A 17,389-nucleotide genomic window follows, 5' to 3' on the forward strand; every position below is an offset into this window, starting at 1 on the left:
CATTAGTTAACGCCATAGGATACCGTGGCGGCTTTCAGCCAGGGGGAACTCAGCCGAATGGTGATCTGGCCGCCCGATTTGCCCGTTGATTGTACATAAACGATCATTTTGCCTTGATGGACCCGCTGTTTATTATCCGTATAATCACCCATATCGGCATTATTTCCGGCTTCCATACCCAATAAACGCGCATTCCCGGCGATATCGCAGGTAATTTCATCCTCCGAAAGAACCACGGGAATGCCCTTTTCATCGACAAGCTGCACCATCACCTGCTGCAGCTCCCCTGCTTTAATGAACGAATCTCCAACACGCACAGCCTGAATGGATACCGGCCGTTGGCTGGATTGAATCGCATGGCGGACAACTTCCTTTCCATTGCTGTCCAATCCAATCACTTCCAGTCTACCCGCGACATAAGGGATATCCCAAAAGATAATTCCTGTTTTCGCATCGTATTTTTTCTCTTCACCCACGGTCTGCCCATTCAGTGTTAGTCGGGCTGCAGCACTATTGGTATAACAAACCACACGAATCTGCTGTCCGTCCTGATAATTCCAGATCGGCCAGGCATCCATGGAGGGTCTTTCTGCAGTTGCCCCAGCCAATGGATAGGTTCCCAAATAAGCCATGGCTTTCTCTGCCCATAAAGACTGGCGAAAATACCCCCTGGGTTTGATAAAGCCTGCAAAATCAAGTAAGCCCGAATAAAAACCGCGCGAAGGCCAACGGCCCGATTCGCCCAGATAGTCGATCCCTGTCCACAGGAACTGTCCAAATATATGTGCATTGTCGCGCACAGCCAGCCACGCCGGAAGATCATGCCGATTTTCACTGCCAAAGATTACACGCTTCGGGTAACGCTGGTGGTCTTCCTGATACCGGCTCTCGGTGTAATTGTATCCCGCAATGTCAAGCGCTCCGGGGTAGGCCGTTTCATTAGACATCGCTACACCCGCCAGACCTGCTGTTACCGCCCGGCTGCGATCGTACTTTTTTACCACAGCAACGAGGCGTTTGGCAATGTCCCCCAAACGCATGGCGTCCGGTGCATCTTTCTGATAACCGCCATAAGAGGCCTGGGTAAAACCACCTTCTTTTTTCTCGCCATTCAAAATCGGATGGGAATAGGGATCATTTGGATAATCCACCTCATTGCCTATGCTCCAGGCAAATATCGACAGGTGATTTCGGTCTCTTTGGACCATATCAGCCAAATCCCGCTCCCCCCACTCTTCAAAAAAATCGTAAGCTCCCTCAAAACCAGGTACGCCGACGTTCCAGCCCTGTAGCCACTTTCGCTTCGGAAATTCCCATTCATCAAATGCTTCATCCATGACCAACAGACCAAGCTCATCACATAAATTATAAAGTGAGGTTGCCTGTGGATTATGGCTCGTACGCACGGCGTTAACACCCAAAGATTTCAGCGTGAGCAGGCGCCGCCGCCACACTTCAGGATAAACCTCGGCACCGAGTACGCCGGCATCGTGATGCAAGCAGACTCCTTTCACTTTCATCCATTTGTCGTTTAAGGCAAAGCCTTTATCCGGATCAAAGGTAAAGGTCCTAAAACCTGTCTTTACCTCAGACTGATCTATCTGCTTGCCATTTTGCCATACTGTTGTCCGCAAGGAGTATTGTATGGGCTGCGTTAAGTTCCACAGCTTTGGATTTGATGCTGTCAATTTCAGATCTAAATGTGCTTTATCTGAGGCAGCGATAGTAAGCTGCCCCGATTTTTTCTCAACGAGCCTGCCTTCGGCATCAATGAGCTCCTGCTGCACGGTAACTGGACTGCGCAAAGGTGAACTGTTGACCACCGTAATTTCAGTATGGAGTATTCCTTTCCCAGCCCTGAGTTCCGGATAGGCATATACCCCCCATTGATCCAGATGTACTTGATTGGCCTTGACGACCCAAACATCCCGGTAGATGCCAGAGCCAGTGTACCAGCGCGAATCCGCGCTTTTGCTATGGTCGACCTTGACCGCAATGGTATTTTCCTTTCCAAATTCAATATACGGGCTGATATCATAGGAAAATGACACATAGCCATTGGGGCGCTTACCGACAGATTTGCCGTTGACAAAAACTTCACTGCGGTTGTAAACACCTTCAAAATAAAGAAAGATCTTCTTTCCTTGGTCTTCAGCAGGTATGGGCAGCTGTTTCCGATACCAGCCTATACCGCCGGGTAAATATCCCGTGGCGCTGGCCAGGTTTGGACTCAAGGGTAGCTTCACGCCCCAGTCATGGGGTAGTATGACAGATTTCCAGGCCTGCTCGTTTAGTGCGGTTGCGCTTTGCCCCGCTCCTGCGGTTTCTAACTGAAACTGCCAGTCTGCATTGATACGCTGCGCGACACCAAAACCCGGCTGGGCGTAAACGGAACTCAGCCCGATTAACACTGACGCCGCAAGGATCGCTATATTTTTAATTAGTATGCTCATGTTATGTAGTCGCTTAGCTTGGTCTGATTGCTATTAATGAGTTGGAATGACAGGTACGATCTGGCCATTCGCATCAAAATAAAGCCGATCCATGCATACTTCACGATGGAAACCTGCCGCATCCCCCATCTTGATCCCATTTGGATAATTAAACCGATGATAGACAATATACCATTCGTCGGTTCCGGGTACCTGCAAGACCGAGTTATGACCAGTACCATAGATTCCTTTCGCTGGATCTTTTTGCAAGATCAGATTGTTCTCGGGCACCTGGATTGGCCCATAGGGAGAGGTTGATGTCCCATAGCGAACTCGGTAATTCTCGCTGCGGGTATCATCTTCAGACCAAAGAAAATAGTATATTCCATTGCGAAAGATCACATATACCCCTTCACGAAATGTTTTGTCGGGCGTCAATACCTTTATTGTATTCTTTTTGATGGAGACCATATCCTTATTTAGTTCGGCAACGGCAAGGTAACCGTTCCCCCAATACAAATAACTTTTACCCGACCTGGGGTCATTGAACACCGCGGGATCGATCTCCTGCCCGCCTGTTACACCTGGAGGTTTGAAATCGATCAAGGGGGTGCCCGAGTCCTTGAAGGGGCCCGTTGGCTGGTCCGCTACGGCGACACCGATTTTCTGCGCCGCCGTAAAATAGTAGTAATATTTATAGTCGCCTTTGACTTTTTTCTCTGTAATCGTTGGCGCCCAGGCATGACGTGGTCCCCAGGCAACCTCCTTTTTAAGATCCAGGATGATGCCCTCATCCTTCCAATGGATAAGATCGGTCGAAGAAAAGGTCTTAAAATAGAAGCCGCCCCAGCCATCAAAGCCATCACTGGTCGGATAGATATAATATTTTTGGGTTTTGTGGGCGTAAAGAATATCGGGATCTGCATAAAAGCCGTCCAGAATGGGGTTCCTTTTCAGGGCAAGCGGTATATCCTTGGGTTTGCCCCAATGAGACGTCAAATGGATCAGCTCCTCTCTGGAAAGGGGAATAATGGTCCCGTGACGGGGATGAAAATCCATATCAATCTCCTGATCGATCACTTTAAAACGATCCAGATCATCGGAAACGCAGAATTGGTATTTTCCTTTACCATACACATCATACATCAGGATATATTGATCCGACTGATTTCGCTTGAAGACACTTGATCCCTCCACGGCATCCTTCGTCTGCTGCTTATACCCTTCTTGTTCGATCCATTTTCCCGAAGTCAGCGAATCGGTCATAGCAAGTTTGATCCCGTTGCCATGGCCTTCTGTTTTGTAGAAGAGGTAAAAGAGGCCATTCTTCTCAATAATATCGCCATCAATACAGGATTTACCATTTTTAGGTACGAAGAGCACTTTTGGTTCCGTTTCAAAATTGGTAAAATCTTTATTCGCATAGGCATAATAGATGATGTCCGGACCATTCCCATGCTGCATGGACCAATAGACCATATATTTTCCTGCTGCCGAATCAAAAATGGTCTGTGGTGCCCATACGCGCTTCAAATCTTCCTGCCCAGTGAATCGCTGCTGGAAATCGATGGCCTGATGCGACCAGTGCAGCAGATCCTGCGATTTTAGCAGGACCATACCACGATTGGAATCCCAGCCTTTGGAGGAGGTCATATCGGTCAGTACCATATAGAATGTCTTTCCATCCTCAGCACGGAGAATATGTGGATCCCGGACTCCCCCGGTTTTACTGATGGTCTTCGAATCCAGCACCGGACGATTACCGTTCAACGCACGGTAGGTATAGCCATCGGTACTAATGGCAAAACAGACCGCTTCATCTGCCACAGCATTGCCCTTAAAATAAGCGAATAAATAACCGGAAAAATCCTTTTCGGTCGGCCCATTGCGATAGGCCTGTGCATAAATAAAGCAGGTAACATGTACTAAAAATAAGGTAAGGAGGAGGATAATATTTTTTTTCATTCAGATTTATCTTGGATAATTAAAGCATTAAGTTCGGCAATTTTCTGATCAGCATACTTATTTTAAAGTGATCTTTTGAATTTGTGTATAATAATATTCGTTGGACACCGTTGATTTGACACCTATGCGGGCAAATACATAATCCAGGTTTTTTAGATTGTCCGGTAAAGCAGCCTGGATGCTAACCGGCTGCCCAAAGCTGATCAAAGAAAGATTTGCATCCACACGTAGTTCCTGCTGTCCCTGATCTGTCAGTATAGACTTTCCGATATAGAGGCGAACAAATTGAAGGTTAGCCGTATTTACAATTTTATTGACTGTAAAATTTGCGGTTATGCCCTTATCGTTTTGCTGAAAAGAAGGATTGCTAATCGTAAAATAAGGCATGACGGGTACATCCAGGTGCGTATTGCCTTTTACCTGAACCAGTATCGTATCGGCAGCCTGCTGCAACCAGGGGGAATCACCTTTTCGGACGAGCTTGTACGTGCCGTCGAATAAACTGGCCGCGAAGCTGCCATCCTGATTTAAGAAAACAGGTATATAGGAGCGCAAGGGAAAGCCATCTTGCCATAACTCAAGCTGTGGTCCGTTATTTCTGACACCGACGGGTGTGCCCTCATAAACGATGCGGCCCGAAAGGGTTGATTTGGGAGCCTCATAATTATCATATTCACATCCTACAAAAAGTAGGCTTATACAAGCTAACAGGGAGCTTAATAGTTTCATTTTCATCGTACGAATAATTTAGTGGAATGGATTTCTAACGATTTTAGGGTTTTTATTGATGACATCCTGGCTGATGGATGCATAGTAATTGGCCATCCGGAAGAAACGGGCTCTTCGGAAACGTGCCGGTCTGACGCGTTCAAAGATAAACTTACCGTCATCCACATGTCCGGGACGGGAAATACGGTAAGGATATAAGCCATAGACGACGGCATTTGTATCATTTTCAGATCCGTCCCATACCAGATGCGCCATGCGCCATCTTTTGAGGTCATAAAAACGGTGGTCTTCAAATGCGAGTTCAACACGGCGCTCGTTACGGATGATATCCATGCTTAGGTTGGTCACGCTGTTGGCTGGAAATCCAGCACGTTCACGCAACTTGTTCACGTAGCCTGTAGCATCGGCCACCTGACCAAGTTCAAAAGCAGCTTCAGTGGCATTAAGGTAGATTTCTCCTAGGCGAAACCAGGGCCACCAGTTTGCTGCTGAGGTACCGCGTGTACTGGCTGCCGGCGCATCGCTTACAAATTTCCGGATGTAGAACCCTGTATTGCTCACATCCTGCGCATCGTACAATGGACCATCAAAACCGGTCCATAATCCGCCTGCATATTCCTTCCCGAGTTCCTCTTTTAACTGTTGCCCAAGTTGCGCCGCTGCGTGCAGTTGATATTTATTGTTGTTCCAAATTGCCACTCCGGCCTGGATACTGACCGCCCGGCCGCGAAAAGTGCTGCCCGGGTAAATAATCGTCCCATAAAGACGCGCATCTTTGTTGGCAAAAATAGCATCGATATGGGAATAGGCAACATAATTGCCATCCGTATTTTTAGTGTGTAAAGTTCCTTTGCTACCATCCAGATAGTCAAAGCTCTCGACAAAACTCAGCGATGGGGAAATCGTTGACGAGGACTCATTATCTTCCGTAAGACTTCTGACAATATTGTCGTAAGCAAAGCGGTGAACTTTCAAGCTGGTCGCAAAATCCTTGGCGAAGATGACCTCGCGGCCGGTTTTCTTATTGAGCATATCGTAGAAATTGGCTCCTTTATCGGCGTTTTCCGTATATAAAGCAAAGGGGGCACTGATAATTTCCTTGGATGCTGCCAACGACTTGCTGTAATAGGCCGAAGCCATATTCGCGGGAATACCTACTTCGCCACCGGCAGTTGTTATCGGCGAAGCCATGAGGTTATTATATTTAGCGATGGATGCTGCATATAACATGGCGCGGCTTTCGAGCGCCAATGCCGCGTATTTATTCGCTCTTGTTTTGCTGGCGTTGTTTGCCGCCAGGTCTTCTTTGATCTCCTCCAGCTCTTGGTAGATAAAATCATAGACCTCATGTTCCTTGGAGCGGGCCACTTGCAAAGGTGTTGGATCCCCGCTAAAATCATAGATAAGCTGTGTGGTCACAATAGGTACACCACCCATGCGTTTGACCATTTCAAAATATACGAAAGCACGAATAAAGCGTATTTCGGCATTATATTGCTTTCGTTGCGCATCACTCAATTGCGTACTGAATTTGGCTATATTCTCCAGCGAAAGGTTCAGGTCCCGAATTAAGCCATAATCCCAATAGCGACCATAGTCATCACCGAACTGAAAATCATTGCGCCAGTTTTGGTCGCGATGCCCGGACCACATGGCGTCATCCAGTTCGGTCATTCCGCCGGTATTGAATACACCATGTAGGGTCGGCAGCCGATCATAATAGTTGGCCACCAGCGATGTCAGTAGTTTGGGATCATTCCAAAGCTGCTGATCTGTAATCAGGGTCTTCGATTCGCGGTCGAACCAGTCGTCATGATTGCAGCTGTTGAGTAAGGAAACTGCAAACATTGCAATCCCCATAGATATCAATCGTAATTTCATGTTAAAAAGTCATGTTAAATCCAACCATAAATACTTTCTGCTGCGGATACACCACTGCAGCGCGGGCTTCTATCTCAGGGTCGATCTGAAAATCCTTCACATTGTCAAAGGAAATCAGGTTCGAGGCATTGATATAGAACCGTACTTTCTCGGCCTTTAATTTTTGTATCCAGGCTTTGGGCAGGTTATAGCCAAGCTCAAGGTTTCGGACACGGAGGTAGCGCACATTGGTCAGCCAAAAATCGCTGTTGGCGCTATTGGGGCCTGAATTGCCATTGCGGATAGCCGGATAATATCCCGGAATCCATTCGCTATTTGGATCGTAGGGATCTTTGCGGTGCCATCGGTCTTCAAGTAGGTACGCCGGCGAGTTACCCCCACCGTGAAAGGCATTGCGCAGTTCATAGTCCTGAAACCAGGATTGTATTGCACCGCCAGCCAGGTCAATATTCAGGTTGATGCCTTTCCAGTCCAGACCGATCCGGCCGCCAAAAGTCATCATCGGTGCCCAGCCTGTCGGATAACCAATCGGGCGTTGGTCCATGTCATTGATGATACCATCGCCATTCACATCTTTGTAGATCAGGTCACCGGGCAATTGCGTCCGGTTATCCTGCCCATCATTGTTGATTGGATGGTTACGGATTTCGTCCTCCGACTGAAACCTTCCAACCACCTGATAGCCCCACCAGACGCCACCCCAACGGTCTTCAATCGAGCTCCGGTATTCATTCCAGGAATTACTGAAACGCGGTTTATAGGTTTCGAGGTCACGAAAACGGGAGAAAGTCATATTTCCACTGACAACATAATTGAGTTCGCCAACTTTATCCGTATAGGTAATAATACCCTCCGCACCATAGTATGCATTTTTACCTAAGTTTTCATTCGGCAGATCGTATCCAATTTCGGCCGGCAACAGCACATCATACCGCTTGCCCGGATATCCAGTCCGAATAATCTTAAAGGCATCCGCCGTTAGCGTCAGTTTATTATTTAATAGGGAAACATCCATACCGATGTTGTAATTGGTGTTTTTTACCCAGGAGAGATTACGTACCGGCAATCCCCGGGGCTGTACACCGGGAACATAAGTGCCATCCAGCACCGCACTTCCTGCCGCCCAGTTATACCCGGCCAGGTAGTCATGCATGCCCACACCTTCTTCAAGTCCCGTCTGCCCAATGGAAGCCCGCAGTTTTAAATCGTTGACCACAGACTTTAAGGGTTGAAAGAAGCGCTCATCAGAGATCCGCCAACCCAAGGAGGCACCGGGAAAAATCCCCCAGCGCTTACCGTCATAGTATTTGTAGGACCCGTCATAGCGTCCCAGTACTTCCAATAAATATTTTCCTTTGTAGTTGTAATTGATCCGACCAATATAACCTGCACGCGCCTCATAGGCCCATTCATCACTTAAACCATTGAGTTCCGAAAGACGCAATAGCGGAATGTAATTGTTGGAAGGATTTGCGCCCAAAGCCTTATACGTTCTGTCCCAGTCCGAACGTTCGTAACCCAACATCCCGGCAAGACTATGATCCCCAATCTGTTTATTGTAGTCAATCTGGAATTGGGCAAACCTGGAAACAATCTCCCTGCTGGTATCGTAGCGCCATCCGGCGTCACTTCCCCCCGTCCGTTTGTATATATCGTTTTCATAACGGTATACATCATAGGTATATTGAAAACCTTCAAATTTATTATTGGTATAATTGTACGAAACCGTTCCTTTCGCCGAGAGGCCAAAAGTGGTTTTGTAAGCCGCAAAGAGATTTACGTTTCCAGCAAGGTATTTATTATCCTTGTAACCAACAATATCCCGACTGAAAAGCGCCGGATTATAAGGAAAATCATTCGTATGATTGATATACTCCGGATTATCGTTGGCATAAGGCCCCACGGTCGGCCGATTTTTCATAATGGCCAATATGGATGAAAAATAGCCATCCCCACCAGGTAAGCCAACATCCTGCGTACCTTCATGCCGTGCTGAGATCTGCGTTCCTATTGTCAGCCCCTTCAGCACCTCGGCCTCCATATTCGCCTGCAAATTCGTTCGCTTGTAATTAAAGTCCTTGATCATGGCCTCTTGATTCAAATGGCCGATCGAGAGGAAGTAATTGGATTTTTGGCTTCCGCCGGTAATATTTGCATTGATGTAACTTTGCGGAATATTTTTACGGATCACCATATCGTAATAGTCATAACCTTGGTAACCGGGTTCGGTCCCGGCCTGCCATTTGGCCAGCTCTTCAGGTGTATACACCGAGTTAGGATCCCGGTTTACATTTTGCGCAGCCTCCACCAGGCCACGTGTATACTGTTTGGCATTTGCCATTTTCGGAAAGCGTGTCAGATTTTGCCAGCCTCGGTAACCGTTGAGGTTGATCTTTGCACGATCCCCCTTCGCGCCTTTCTTGGTGGTGATCAGCACCACACCTTTGGACGCACGAAAACCATATACAGCCGCTGCCGCATCCTTCAGGATAGAAATGCTTTCAATATCCTCCAGGTTGAGTGCGTTAAATATATCCGCACCGGAGCCGTTCTGCGTGCCCACCCAGTCTGTTCCTTCCTGACCACCATAAGCCACCCCGTCAATTACGTAAAGAGGCGAACCCATATTACGAATTTCAATGGACGCTCCGCGACCAGGACGGGCATCTTTTGCCCTTACTGAAATACCCTGTACTTTACCAGCCAATGCTCCAGCAGTCGTTGTCGACGAAGAACGCACAATATCGTCTGACTTGATGTTGCTGACGGCGCCAGTAATGTTGCGTTTGGATTGTTTACCATATCCAACGACCACAACATCTTCTAACACATGGTCGTCGTTTTCCAGTTGGATTTTCAGGTTTTTCGTCCCATTTAATGGAACACGGTACGTTTTGTATCCCACAAAGGATACGACAAGAATTCCCTTGCCAGCATGCAGTTCAAAATTCCCCGTTTTGTCGGTGGAGGTTCCCTGGCCACCACCTTCAATAACAACGCTAGCACCTACGACAGGTTCATTGGCTTTGTTAAAAACTTGCCCCGTAATCTTCTCTTGGGCATATACCAGTGTTGGCACAACGCTCAACATGGTATAAAGAGAAACAATCTTTAGGTTGTTCATAAATTTTAATACTTATTAATAGTAAATAATAAAATCCAGCTGGTAAAGACAGTAAGAATATACTGCCCTGTTCTCGTCCCGCATGTAGATTTATAATTGGATTAACTGTCCAAACTTAGCCGTTTTTGATGGTGCAGAACGTATACAAATCCGTCAATTAGCATACAATTTTTGGTCAAAAACAGTCTTTTTTGGTGTTCTAGGTTATTTTTTTGTTCGTTGGTCCGAATGCTTGAAATCTATTTTTAATTCCCTTGTACCTGTAACTTCAAATCAGATTTTTGAAATGTTGAAGGCAGCTGTCCAAACTCTTCTTTAAAACATTGTCGAAAATAGATGACACTGTTGATACCGACCAGAAAGGATACTTCGGTGACGTTGTATTTACCTGTTTTCAGTAAGTCTGCTGCTTTATGAATCCGTATCTTTCGAACGAGCTGATTGATATTCTTACCAGTGATTCCTTTCAATTTTCGATAAAGTGTGGATTGGCTCATATTCATTTTTTCTGCCAATGCCGCCGCATCCAGCAGCTCATCCTGCATATGCTGTTCAACGATGCTTATAAAATCGCGTACAAATTCATTTTTGCGGAACCAGGCATCCTGCGTATCTTTTTGTTCCCGATGATGTTCGGGGCTATCTTGAACCGGCTTGGTCCTTCCGAGCAAATTTTGTATCCGTTTGTGCAACAGTTGCGTGCTAACAGGCTTGACCAGATAAGAATCTATGCCCAGGTCATAACCACGCTGTCTATCCATATCCGTATCTTTTGCGGTCAGCAACAATAAGGGAATGGAATTCGTGCAGTCTGTCTGTTTTATTTTTTCGACCAGCTGAAAGCCATCCAGTTCAGGCATCATAATGTCGCTTATAATCAAATCCGGCATTCTTGCACTTGCGAGCTCAAATGCCATTGCGCCATTTTCGGCCAGCAAAACATCATATTGCTGTGATAGACTGTCGCCCAGATAGGCACGTAGTTCAGGATTGTCTTCAACAAGTAAGATGAGGCTACGCTGCCTGGCCAAGGTTGATTCCACTTCTTTCGGACGGACTTTGTTCATCCGAAATCTAACCGTAAACACCGTACCCACTCCCAGCCTACTCTGCACATCAATCTGGCCCTGATGAATGGCAACAAGCTCTTTCACCAAGGCCAGGCCTATGCCAGTGCCATGAATACCGGTCTTCGGGATCTGGTAGAACTTCTCAAAAATCCGGTCGATCTCCGGTACCGGTATTCCACAGCCTGTATCTGTCACGCTGAGTACCGCCCAATGGTTTATATCGGAGCCCTCGTAATGTAGATGTAACTTAATGGAGCCCGCAGCCGTATACTTATAGGCATTTGAAAGTAAGTTATCGACGATAAGTTGTACGATCTCCGGATCAAATAGCGTTCTTACATCTGCTTCGGGTAAATCGGCAAGCAGTGCTAACTGGGGTTTGTTATTTAAGGCCTTATATTTATGAACGAGATCAGTGAGCATCTCCGCCAAAGATCCCGCTTCCAGTACAAGTGGCTTAAATTGCGATTCTACTTTTCTAAATTCAAGGAGCTGGTTGACTAGGTTGAAAAGGCGACTGGCGCTTTTCTGAACCGTCTGCACAAGTCCCCGATGCTTGGCATTTAACTGCTCTTCATGCACCAGATCATCCAGCGGGCCAAGGATTAGGGTCAGTGGCGTACGCAGTTCATGCGTCATGTGCGTATAAAAACTCATGCGTTCGTTGTAGAGCTCCTCCTCCTGTTTATGCTTTCTGTCTTTAAATTTAAGTTCGGCTTCGGCATGCATCCGCTTGATGTAAAAGAAAACCAAGGTGTAGATAAACAGTAAAACAATTAACGCATAGGCGATCTTTGCGGGTACAGTCAGGTAAAAAGGTGCTGCAATATTGATCTTCAGCCGCAGTAATGTTGGCGACCATTGCCCATTTTTCATACGCGTGCGGATCAAAAGATCATGGTCACCATAAGGAATATTACGAAAATCCAGGTTTGTCTCCGTTCCCAAAAAAATCCATTCGTTGTTAAATCCCTGCAGTTGATAACCAAACTCTACAAGGCCGTTTAGGGCATAATCCATCACAGCGAGCTCAACGCGAAAACTATTTTCGTCATGCCTGAGCTCCACCTCCTGGGTTGGGCCGGGATATTTATCCAATTGCCTGTTGGACTCCCCGGATTGAAATACTGTAAAGCGACCGATGCGCACGGGCGATACGGGCAAGCTCAAAGGTAAATTACCCGGTTCAAAAGAACATACACCCTCTTGCATTCCGAAAAATAAACGCCCATGACTATCTTTTCCTACACTCCCATTGATAAAACCACCTAAAGGAAGGCCGAAGTGTTCGTCATACTGCAAAAAACGTTTCTCTTGCGGCACATAGCGCAGCATGCCCGATTTTGTGGAACACCAGATATTTCCATATTGATCCTCTGCCAGAGCATTTGTAAATAGCCAGGCGCCTTCTCCCGGCGGCGTCAACAGGATCAGATCCCCTATTTTCTGCTGCGCCCGCTGCATCGCCACACCGGCATTGGTTGCGATCCAAATCGTATTGTTGCGGTCGCGAAGCAGGTGGTTGATGGTGTTATTGCGCAGGCCGTTGCCGCGGTTCATTTTTCGGATCAGTTTCCGATGCTGATCATACACATATAAACCCTGTCCGTAAGTACCCACCCAGATGTTATGCTTTTCATCTTCCACAATTGCCCTTGGCGCATAGTCTCCCAACATAGGCTGATTGATCAACAACTTCTGCACCGTTCGATCCAGTGGATTATAAATAAACAGCCCCTGCTGGGCGGCGATCCAAATAAAGCCTTGGTGATCTTCGTAAATCGTGCGCACGTCAGTCACCTGCTCTCCCAAAGAGATATCCTGCCAACGATCTGATCCCTTATATTTTACCGCTACCCCACCCTTTCTCAGGCCCAGCCAGATCTGCTGCTTCTGATCCTTGAAAGCCGAAAGGATAAAATCATCCGGAGCACCACTTTTGCTGTTCAATTGCCGCAACAGTCTACCTTTCTGATCGGTATCCACAATTCCGGACCCTTCTGTTGTCAAGCTCATGGTCCTATTTTCATTTTCATAGATCCCACTGACGGTTGCCAGGCGTTCTGATAGTACACCTTCTGCCGGAAAAAAATCAAAGAATGGCTTTAGGTGACTGATGACCCCCAGGCCACCACCATATAATGCCAACCATATGTTGCCGAAACGATCAGGCGCAATATGTTGCACCATTGCATTATTTCCTTTTCCCAAATCCACCGTATGCTGTTGCCTAAAACCTGCTACCTGACTGTCATAGCCATAATCTGGCTGCAAGATAAAAAGCTGTGAAGATTCCGCTCCTATCCATAACTTTTCATCAATTTCTTTAATGGAATATACGAAGGGTTCGGTCTTGCCTTTTGTGAGGCTGGCCAAAGGGATAGACTGAAGTCGCCCCGTTAAAGGATGGTAAACTGCCAGGCCCTTGCGTGTGCCGATCCAGATATTATCATAACGATCGCAAAAAAGTGCCTTCACTTCATTATCGGGCAAGCGATAGTCCGTATTTAGGCTTGTCAATTGTCTGACTGAGCGGCGGACCGGATCCAATATCGTGAGGCCCGCATTCACATGGCCGATGTAGAGGGTACGTCTTTTGTCTTCGGCTAGGGACCAAATGCTATTTTCGGGAAGTTGTGGCAGATTCTTCTTATTGATCGGCGTGAATACTTTTTTTTGAGGATCAAAATGCTGGACCCCCTGATGATAAGTTGCCAGCCACAGCGTGCCGTCCTTACTTTTGATCAGATCGGTGATATCATTCGTAGCGATGGATTTCGGATTTTTGGGATCGTGCAGGTAATAGGTAAACGTGTTGCTGTTCAAGTCAAGCACATTCAGGCCATTGGAACGTGTGCCGATATATAGCTTTCGATCATCAAATAAAAGCGTGTTGATCTCGTTGCTGTTGAGTGAAAGGCCATCCTGGCGTTCGGATGCGTAATAGGATTTAAAGGATTTTCCAGCAAATCTATTTAAGCCCAGTTCTGTCGCCACCCAGGTAAAGCCCTCGTCATCATGCACAATATCCAGCACTTGCTGGTTGCTCAACCCATCCTGCAAGGAAAAGAAGCGAGCCTGCTTGGGCTGCGCAAACAACAGTGTACACTGACATACAAAGGCCCACAAAATCAATCTATTTTTCATAGCTTAAGTCCAAAAAAGGCAAAACTAAACCAACTACTTTCCAATCAATAAGGCTCCACCGCCCGGTTGTAAAATCAATCTGACGGTTTTCTCCCGGCTTAGGCGTATCGTTTTCTGCTCCGACCCGCGCGACTTATTATCCCCGATGTATTGCACAACTTTTTCAGAAAACATCGGCAGGTTTACTTCGATCGTCTTCTCTTTCCCTTCAGCATTCACTGCAGCGATATACCACTGCTCATTTTTGCGTCGCACCAGCACCACATATTTTCCGGGATAACCATCCACAAACAGCGTCTCATCCCAAAGGGTAGGAACCTGCTTCATAAAGTCGATCACATGCGCGGGCATATCCAGTAGATTGTTGGGTGTCAGCCCAAAATTCTGTACTGGAGTCTGGAACAACACTGCCGTTGCCAGTTGAAATGTTTCCGTTGTCTTACGGGTCGTCCCGCCTTTGTTTTCACGATTATGCCTTTTGTTGAGCAGCACAGGGCCAAAATCCATTGCCCCTACAGCATTACGTATAAAGGGGTGCAAAGTCGCATTGAAAGCTTCGTTATCGTTGGCTTCCTGTGTAAAGATGAGGTTCTCAGAGGCCAATACCGCTTCACTTCCCACGAAGTTAGGGTACATGCGTTCCCAACCACGGGGCAAGGTGCATCCATGGAAGATCACGGTCAGTCCATAGTCATTTGCATCCGCAAGAATATCTTCATACAGCTGCAATGTTTCCTGTTTGTCACCGCCAAAAAAATCCACTTTGATTCCTTTGATTCCAATGGACTGCATCCAGGCCATTTCCTTTTTACGGGCGATGGCTGTATTCATCCGATTTTTAGGCGTCTGTGGTGCGTCGTTCCAGTATCCGTTTGAGTTGTACCAAAGGCAGAGCCCCACGGCTTTCTCCCGGCCATAGGCCACGAGTTCCTCGATTTTACGGTGCCCGATCTGCTTGTCCCACCAGTTGTCCACCAGGACAAATTCGTAGCCCAAGGCAGCAGATAGGTCGATAAATTTCTTCTGATCTTCGAAATTAATACTTCCGTCCTGCCACTCCAGCCAGCTCCAGGTGGCCCGTCCAAAGGTATAAGGCTTACTTGCAGCATACTGCGGTTCGACCACATCAAAAGGAATCGTGGTTTCCACAATAGGTTTTAACGTACTACCCACAGTGATTGTGCGCCATGGCGTAAAGCCCGGTAGCGCCAGCGTTGGAGCCGCGTCGCCCATGCCATTATTTTCACCTTGCTCGGGAAAGGCAATTTTATAAAAACCCGATTTTGTGCCTTCGCTGAGCTTGGTCCCACAGTAACTGCCATTCGATCCGGTTTCGGAAAGCAGTACCCAACCGTGGGAACCCACATGAAACAGTGCCGGAAAAGTGTAACCAACACCGTATTGTGAAGGTACACCCATCGCCTGATCCGGTACATAGGCTTCTTCATAGCTGGGTTTTGTTTTCTTCCAGCCGATCATTGCTGCAGCCTGCGCCGTCAAAAAGGTCGTGGTTGAATCTGGAAATTTAAAGCCACTCATTTCTTCCTCGACCCTGAAATTTGCGGGTTCACCCACCTGTGGAATGCCATAGCGAAAAGCAATATCATTATTGCTGACCCTAAAAATCACAATAAGCTGCTGTTTTAAGTCGTTCTCCAAGGTACACTGCAGTTCATTTGCCTGGTGATGTATCAGCCGACGTTTGATTTTAGCTTCCTCATACGTTTGGTCAATTACCCGGCTGTCCGAGGTCAGCAGATGCAGCTTACTGGCAAGATCCACCTTGTCGCCCCGCAAGCCCAAAGGCGATCGTTCTAACATCTCCTGCCCAGCCAGGTTCACACGATAATAGAGTTTGCCCTTCTCTAACAACAAGTTGACCTCCAATTTTCCGTCCGGTCCTGCTACCCGCAACTCCTGTGCACCTAAGCCCGAAAATAGCAGGAGCAACAAACCACTAAGGGCAATTCGTTTCTTTACGGTGGAAAAATACCGCTTATATTTCATACACATCATCGCGCTATTTCATTAAAAGGGCCTTCACTTGTCATATTGATCCGTTTTATGGTGCCATCGGCACGATATTCCAGTTTGTCGATGCAGATTGACCGGCTATAGCTGCCGCCATCTGTATTGATGCCACCATTATGGTAGATAAAATACCATTGATCCTTAAAGTTGACAATGGCCTGGTGGTTCGTGTTGCTATTTCCCGCAATCTCGTTTAACAAGCCTTTGTAGGTATAGGGGCCCGCAATATGATCAGCCATGGCATAAGCAATTTTCTCGGGAAAGCCAGTTGCATAGCTCAGGTAATATTTGCCCTGATATTGATGCAGCCAAGGCGCTTCGGTAAACTCGAAGCCATCGAACTTCAGCTGTTTGACTTCACCGTCAATCTCAATCATATTATCCTTCAGTTTGGCGTAATAACATTCGCGGTTGCCCCAGAATATCCAGGCCTGCCCATCATCGTCTATATGTACTGCGGGATCAATACAAGCCCAGGCATGGGTGGAAGCAAAACAATCCCTGTTGGTCAGGAGCGGTTTCCCCAGTGCATCCCGGTAAGGTCCTTCAGGACGGTCGGCCACAGCAACACCGATACCCGACCAATTGGTACTGATGTACCAGTAATATTTGTCGTTTCGCTCCACGGCATGCCCGGCAAAAGCATCGCCACTTTTGGCCCAGGAGAAATCCGATATTTTCATGGGTACAGGGTATTCAACCCAGTTTTTCAGATCGGTCGTTGCGTATACCAACCAATCTTTCATTTTATAGCCTTTCTGTCCACCCGCGAAATCATGCCCTGCAAAAAGCCACAGTGTATCACCTTTGACCAGCGCCGCCGGATCAGCGGTATAATGATGTTTGATGATGGGGTTTCCCTGCGCCACAAAGTGATATCGCTGCCCCGGTTCCAGTTTTTTTCCGGCAAGCAAGGATTCAGTGGCCACTGTCTGCGCAGTGGCTGCAACTGTTCCCGCTAATAGCAAGGAACAGATCAGTAAAAGTTTTTTTAATCGTTTCATGAATTT

At 47.1% G+C, this 17,389-nt stretch carries 8 protein-coding genes; all 8 read right to left on the reverse strand.

Annotation, left to right across the window (positions count from 1 at the left end; all coding sequences use genetic code 11):
* Nucleotides 1-2: 2 nt before the first annotated feature.
* Nucleotides 3-2,453, reverse strand: coding sequence for a glycoside hydrolase family 2 protein (locus M2408_RS11920; protein WP_259182042.1), 2,451 nt, complete (start codon nucleotides 2,451-2,453; stop codon nucleotides 3-5).
* 33 nt (nucleotides 2,454-2,486) lie between these two features.
* Nucleotides 2,487-4,397: a family 43 glycosylhydrolase gene (locus tag M2408_RS11925; protein ID WP_259182044.1), complete on the reverse strand. Its 1,911-nt coding sequence runs from the start codon at nucleotides 4,395-4,397 to the stop codon at nucleotides 2,487-2,489.
* 57 nt (nucleotides 4,398-4,454) lie between these two features.
* On the reverse strand, nucleotides 4,455-5,132 hold the full coding sequence (locus tag M2408_RS11930; RefSeq protein ID WP_259182046.1) for a DUF3823 domain-containing protein: 678 nt from the start codon (nucleotides 5,130-5,132) through the stop codon (nucleotides 4,455-4,457).
* Nucleotides 5,133-5,144: 12 nt separating this feature from the next.
* Entirely contained in the window at nucleotides 5,145-7,007 is a 1,863-nt protein-coding gene (locus M2408_RS11935; RefSeq protein WP_259182048.1) for a RagB/SusD family nutrient uptake outer membrane protein, read from the reverse strand.
* A gap of 1 nt (nucleotide 7,008) precedes the next feature.
* Complete coding sequence (locus M2408_RS11940; RefSeq protein WP_259182050.1) at nucleotides 7,009-10,131, reverse strand: TonB-dependent receptor; 3,123 nt, start codon at nucleotides 10,129-10,131, stop codon at nucleotides 7,009-7,011.
* Nucleotides 10,132-10,376: 245 nt separating this feature from the next.
* Nucleotides 10,377-14,348, reverse strand: coding sequence for a two-component regulator propeller domain-containing protein (locus M2408_RS11945; RefSeq protein WP_259182052.1), 3,972 nt, complete (start codon nucleotides 14,346-14,348; stop codon nucleotides 10,377-10,379).
* 33 nt (nucleotides 14,349-14,381) lie between these two features.
* Complete coding sequence (locus M2408_RS11950; RefSeq protein ID WP_259182053.1) at nucleotides 14,382-16,355, reverse strand: glycoside hydrolase family 97 protein; 1,974 nt, start codon at nucleotides 16,353-16,355, stop codon at nucleotides 14,382-14,384.
* Nucleotides 16,356-16,360: 5 nt separating this feature from the next.
* A complete protein-coding gene (locus M2408_RS11955; protein WP_259182054.1) occupies nucleotides 16,361-17,383 on the reverse strand; it encodes a glycoside hydrolase family 43 protein in 1,023 nt (340 codons plus the stop codon).
* Nucleotides 17,384-17,389 lie beyond the last annotated feature (6 nt).

The sequence above is a fragment of the Sphingobacterium sp. BIGb0165 genome (assembly GCF_024810095.1).
Taxonomy (GTDB): domain Bacteria; phylum Bacteroidota; class Bacteroidia; order Sphingobacteriales; family Sphingobacteriaceae; genus Sphingobacterium; species Sphingobacterium detergens.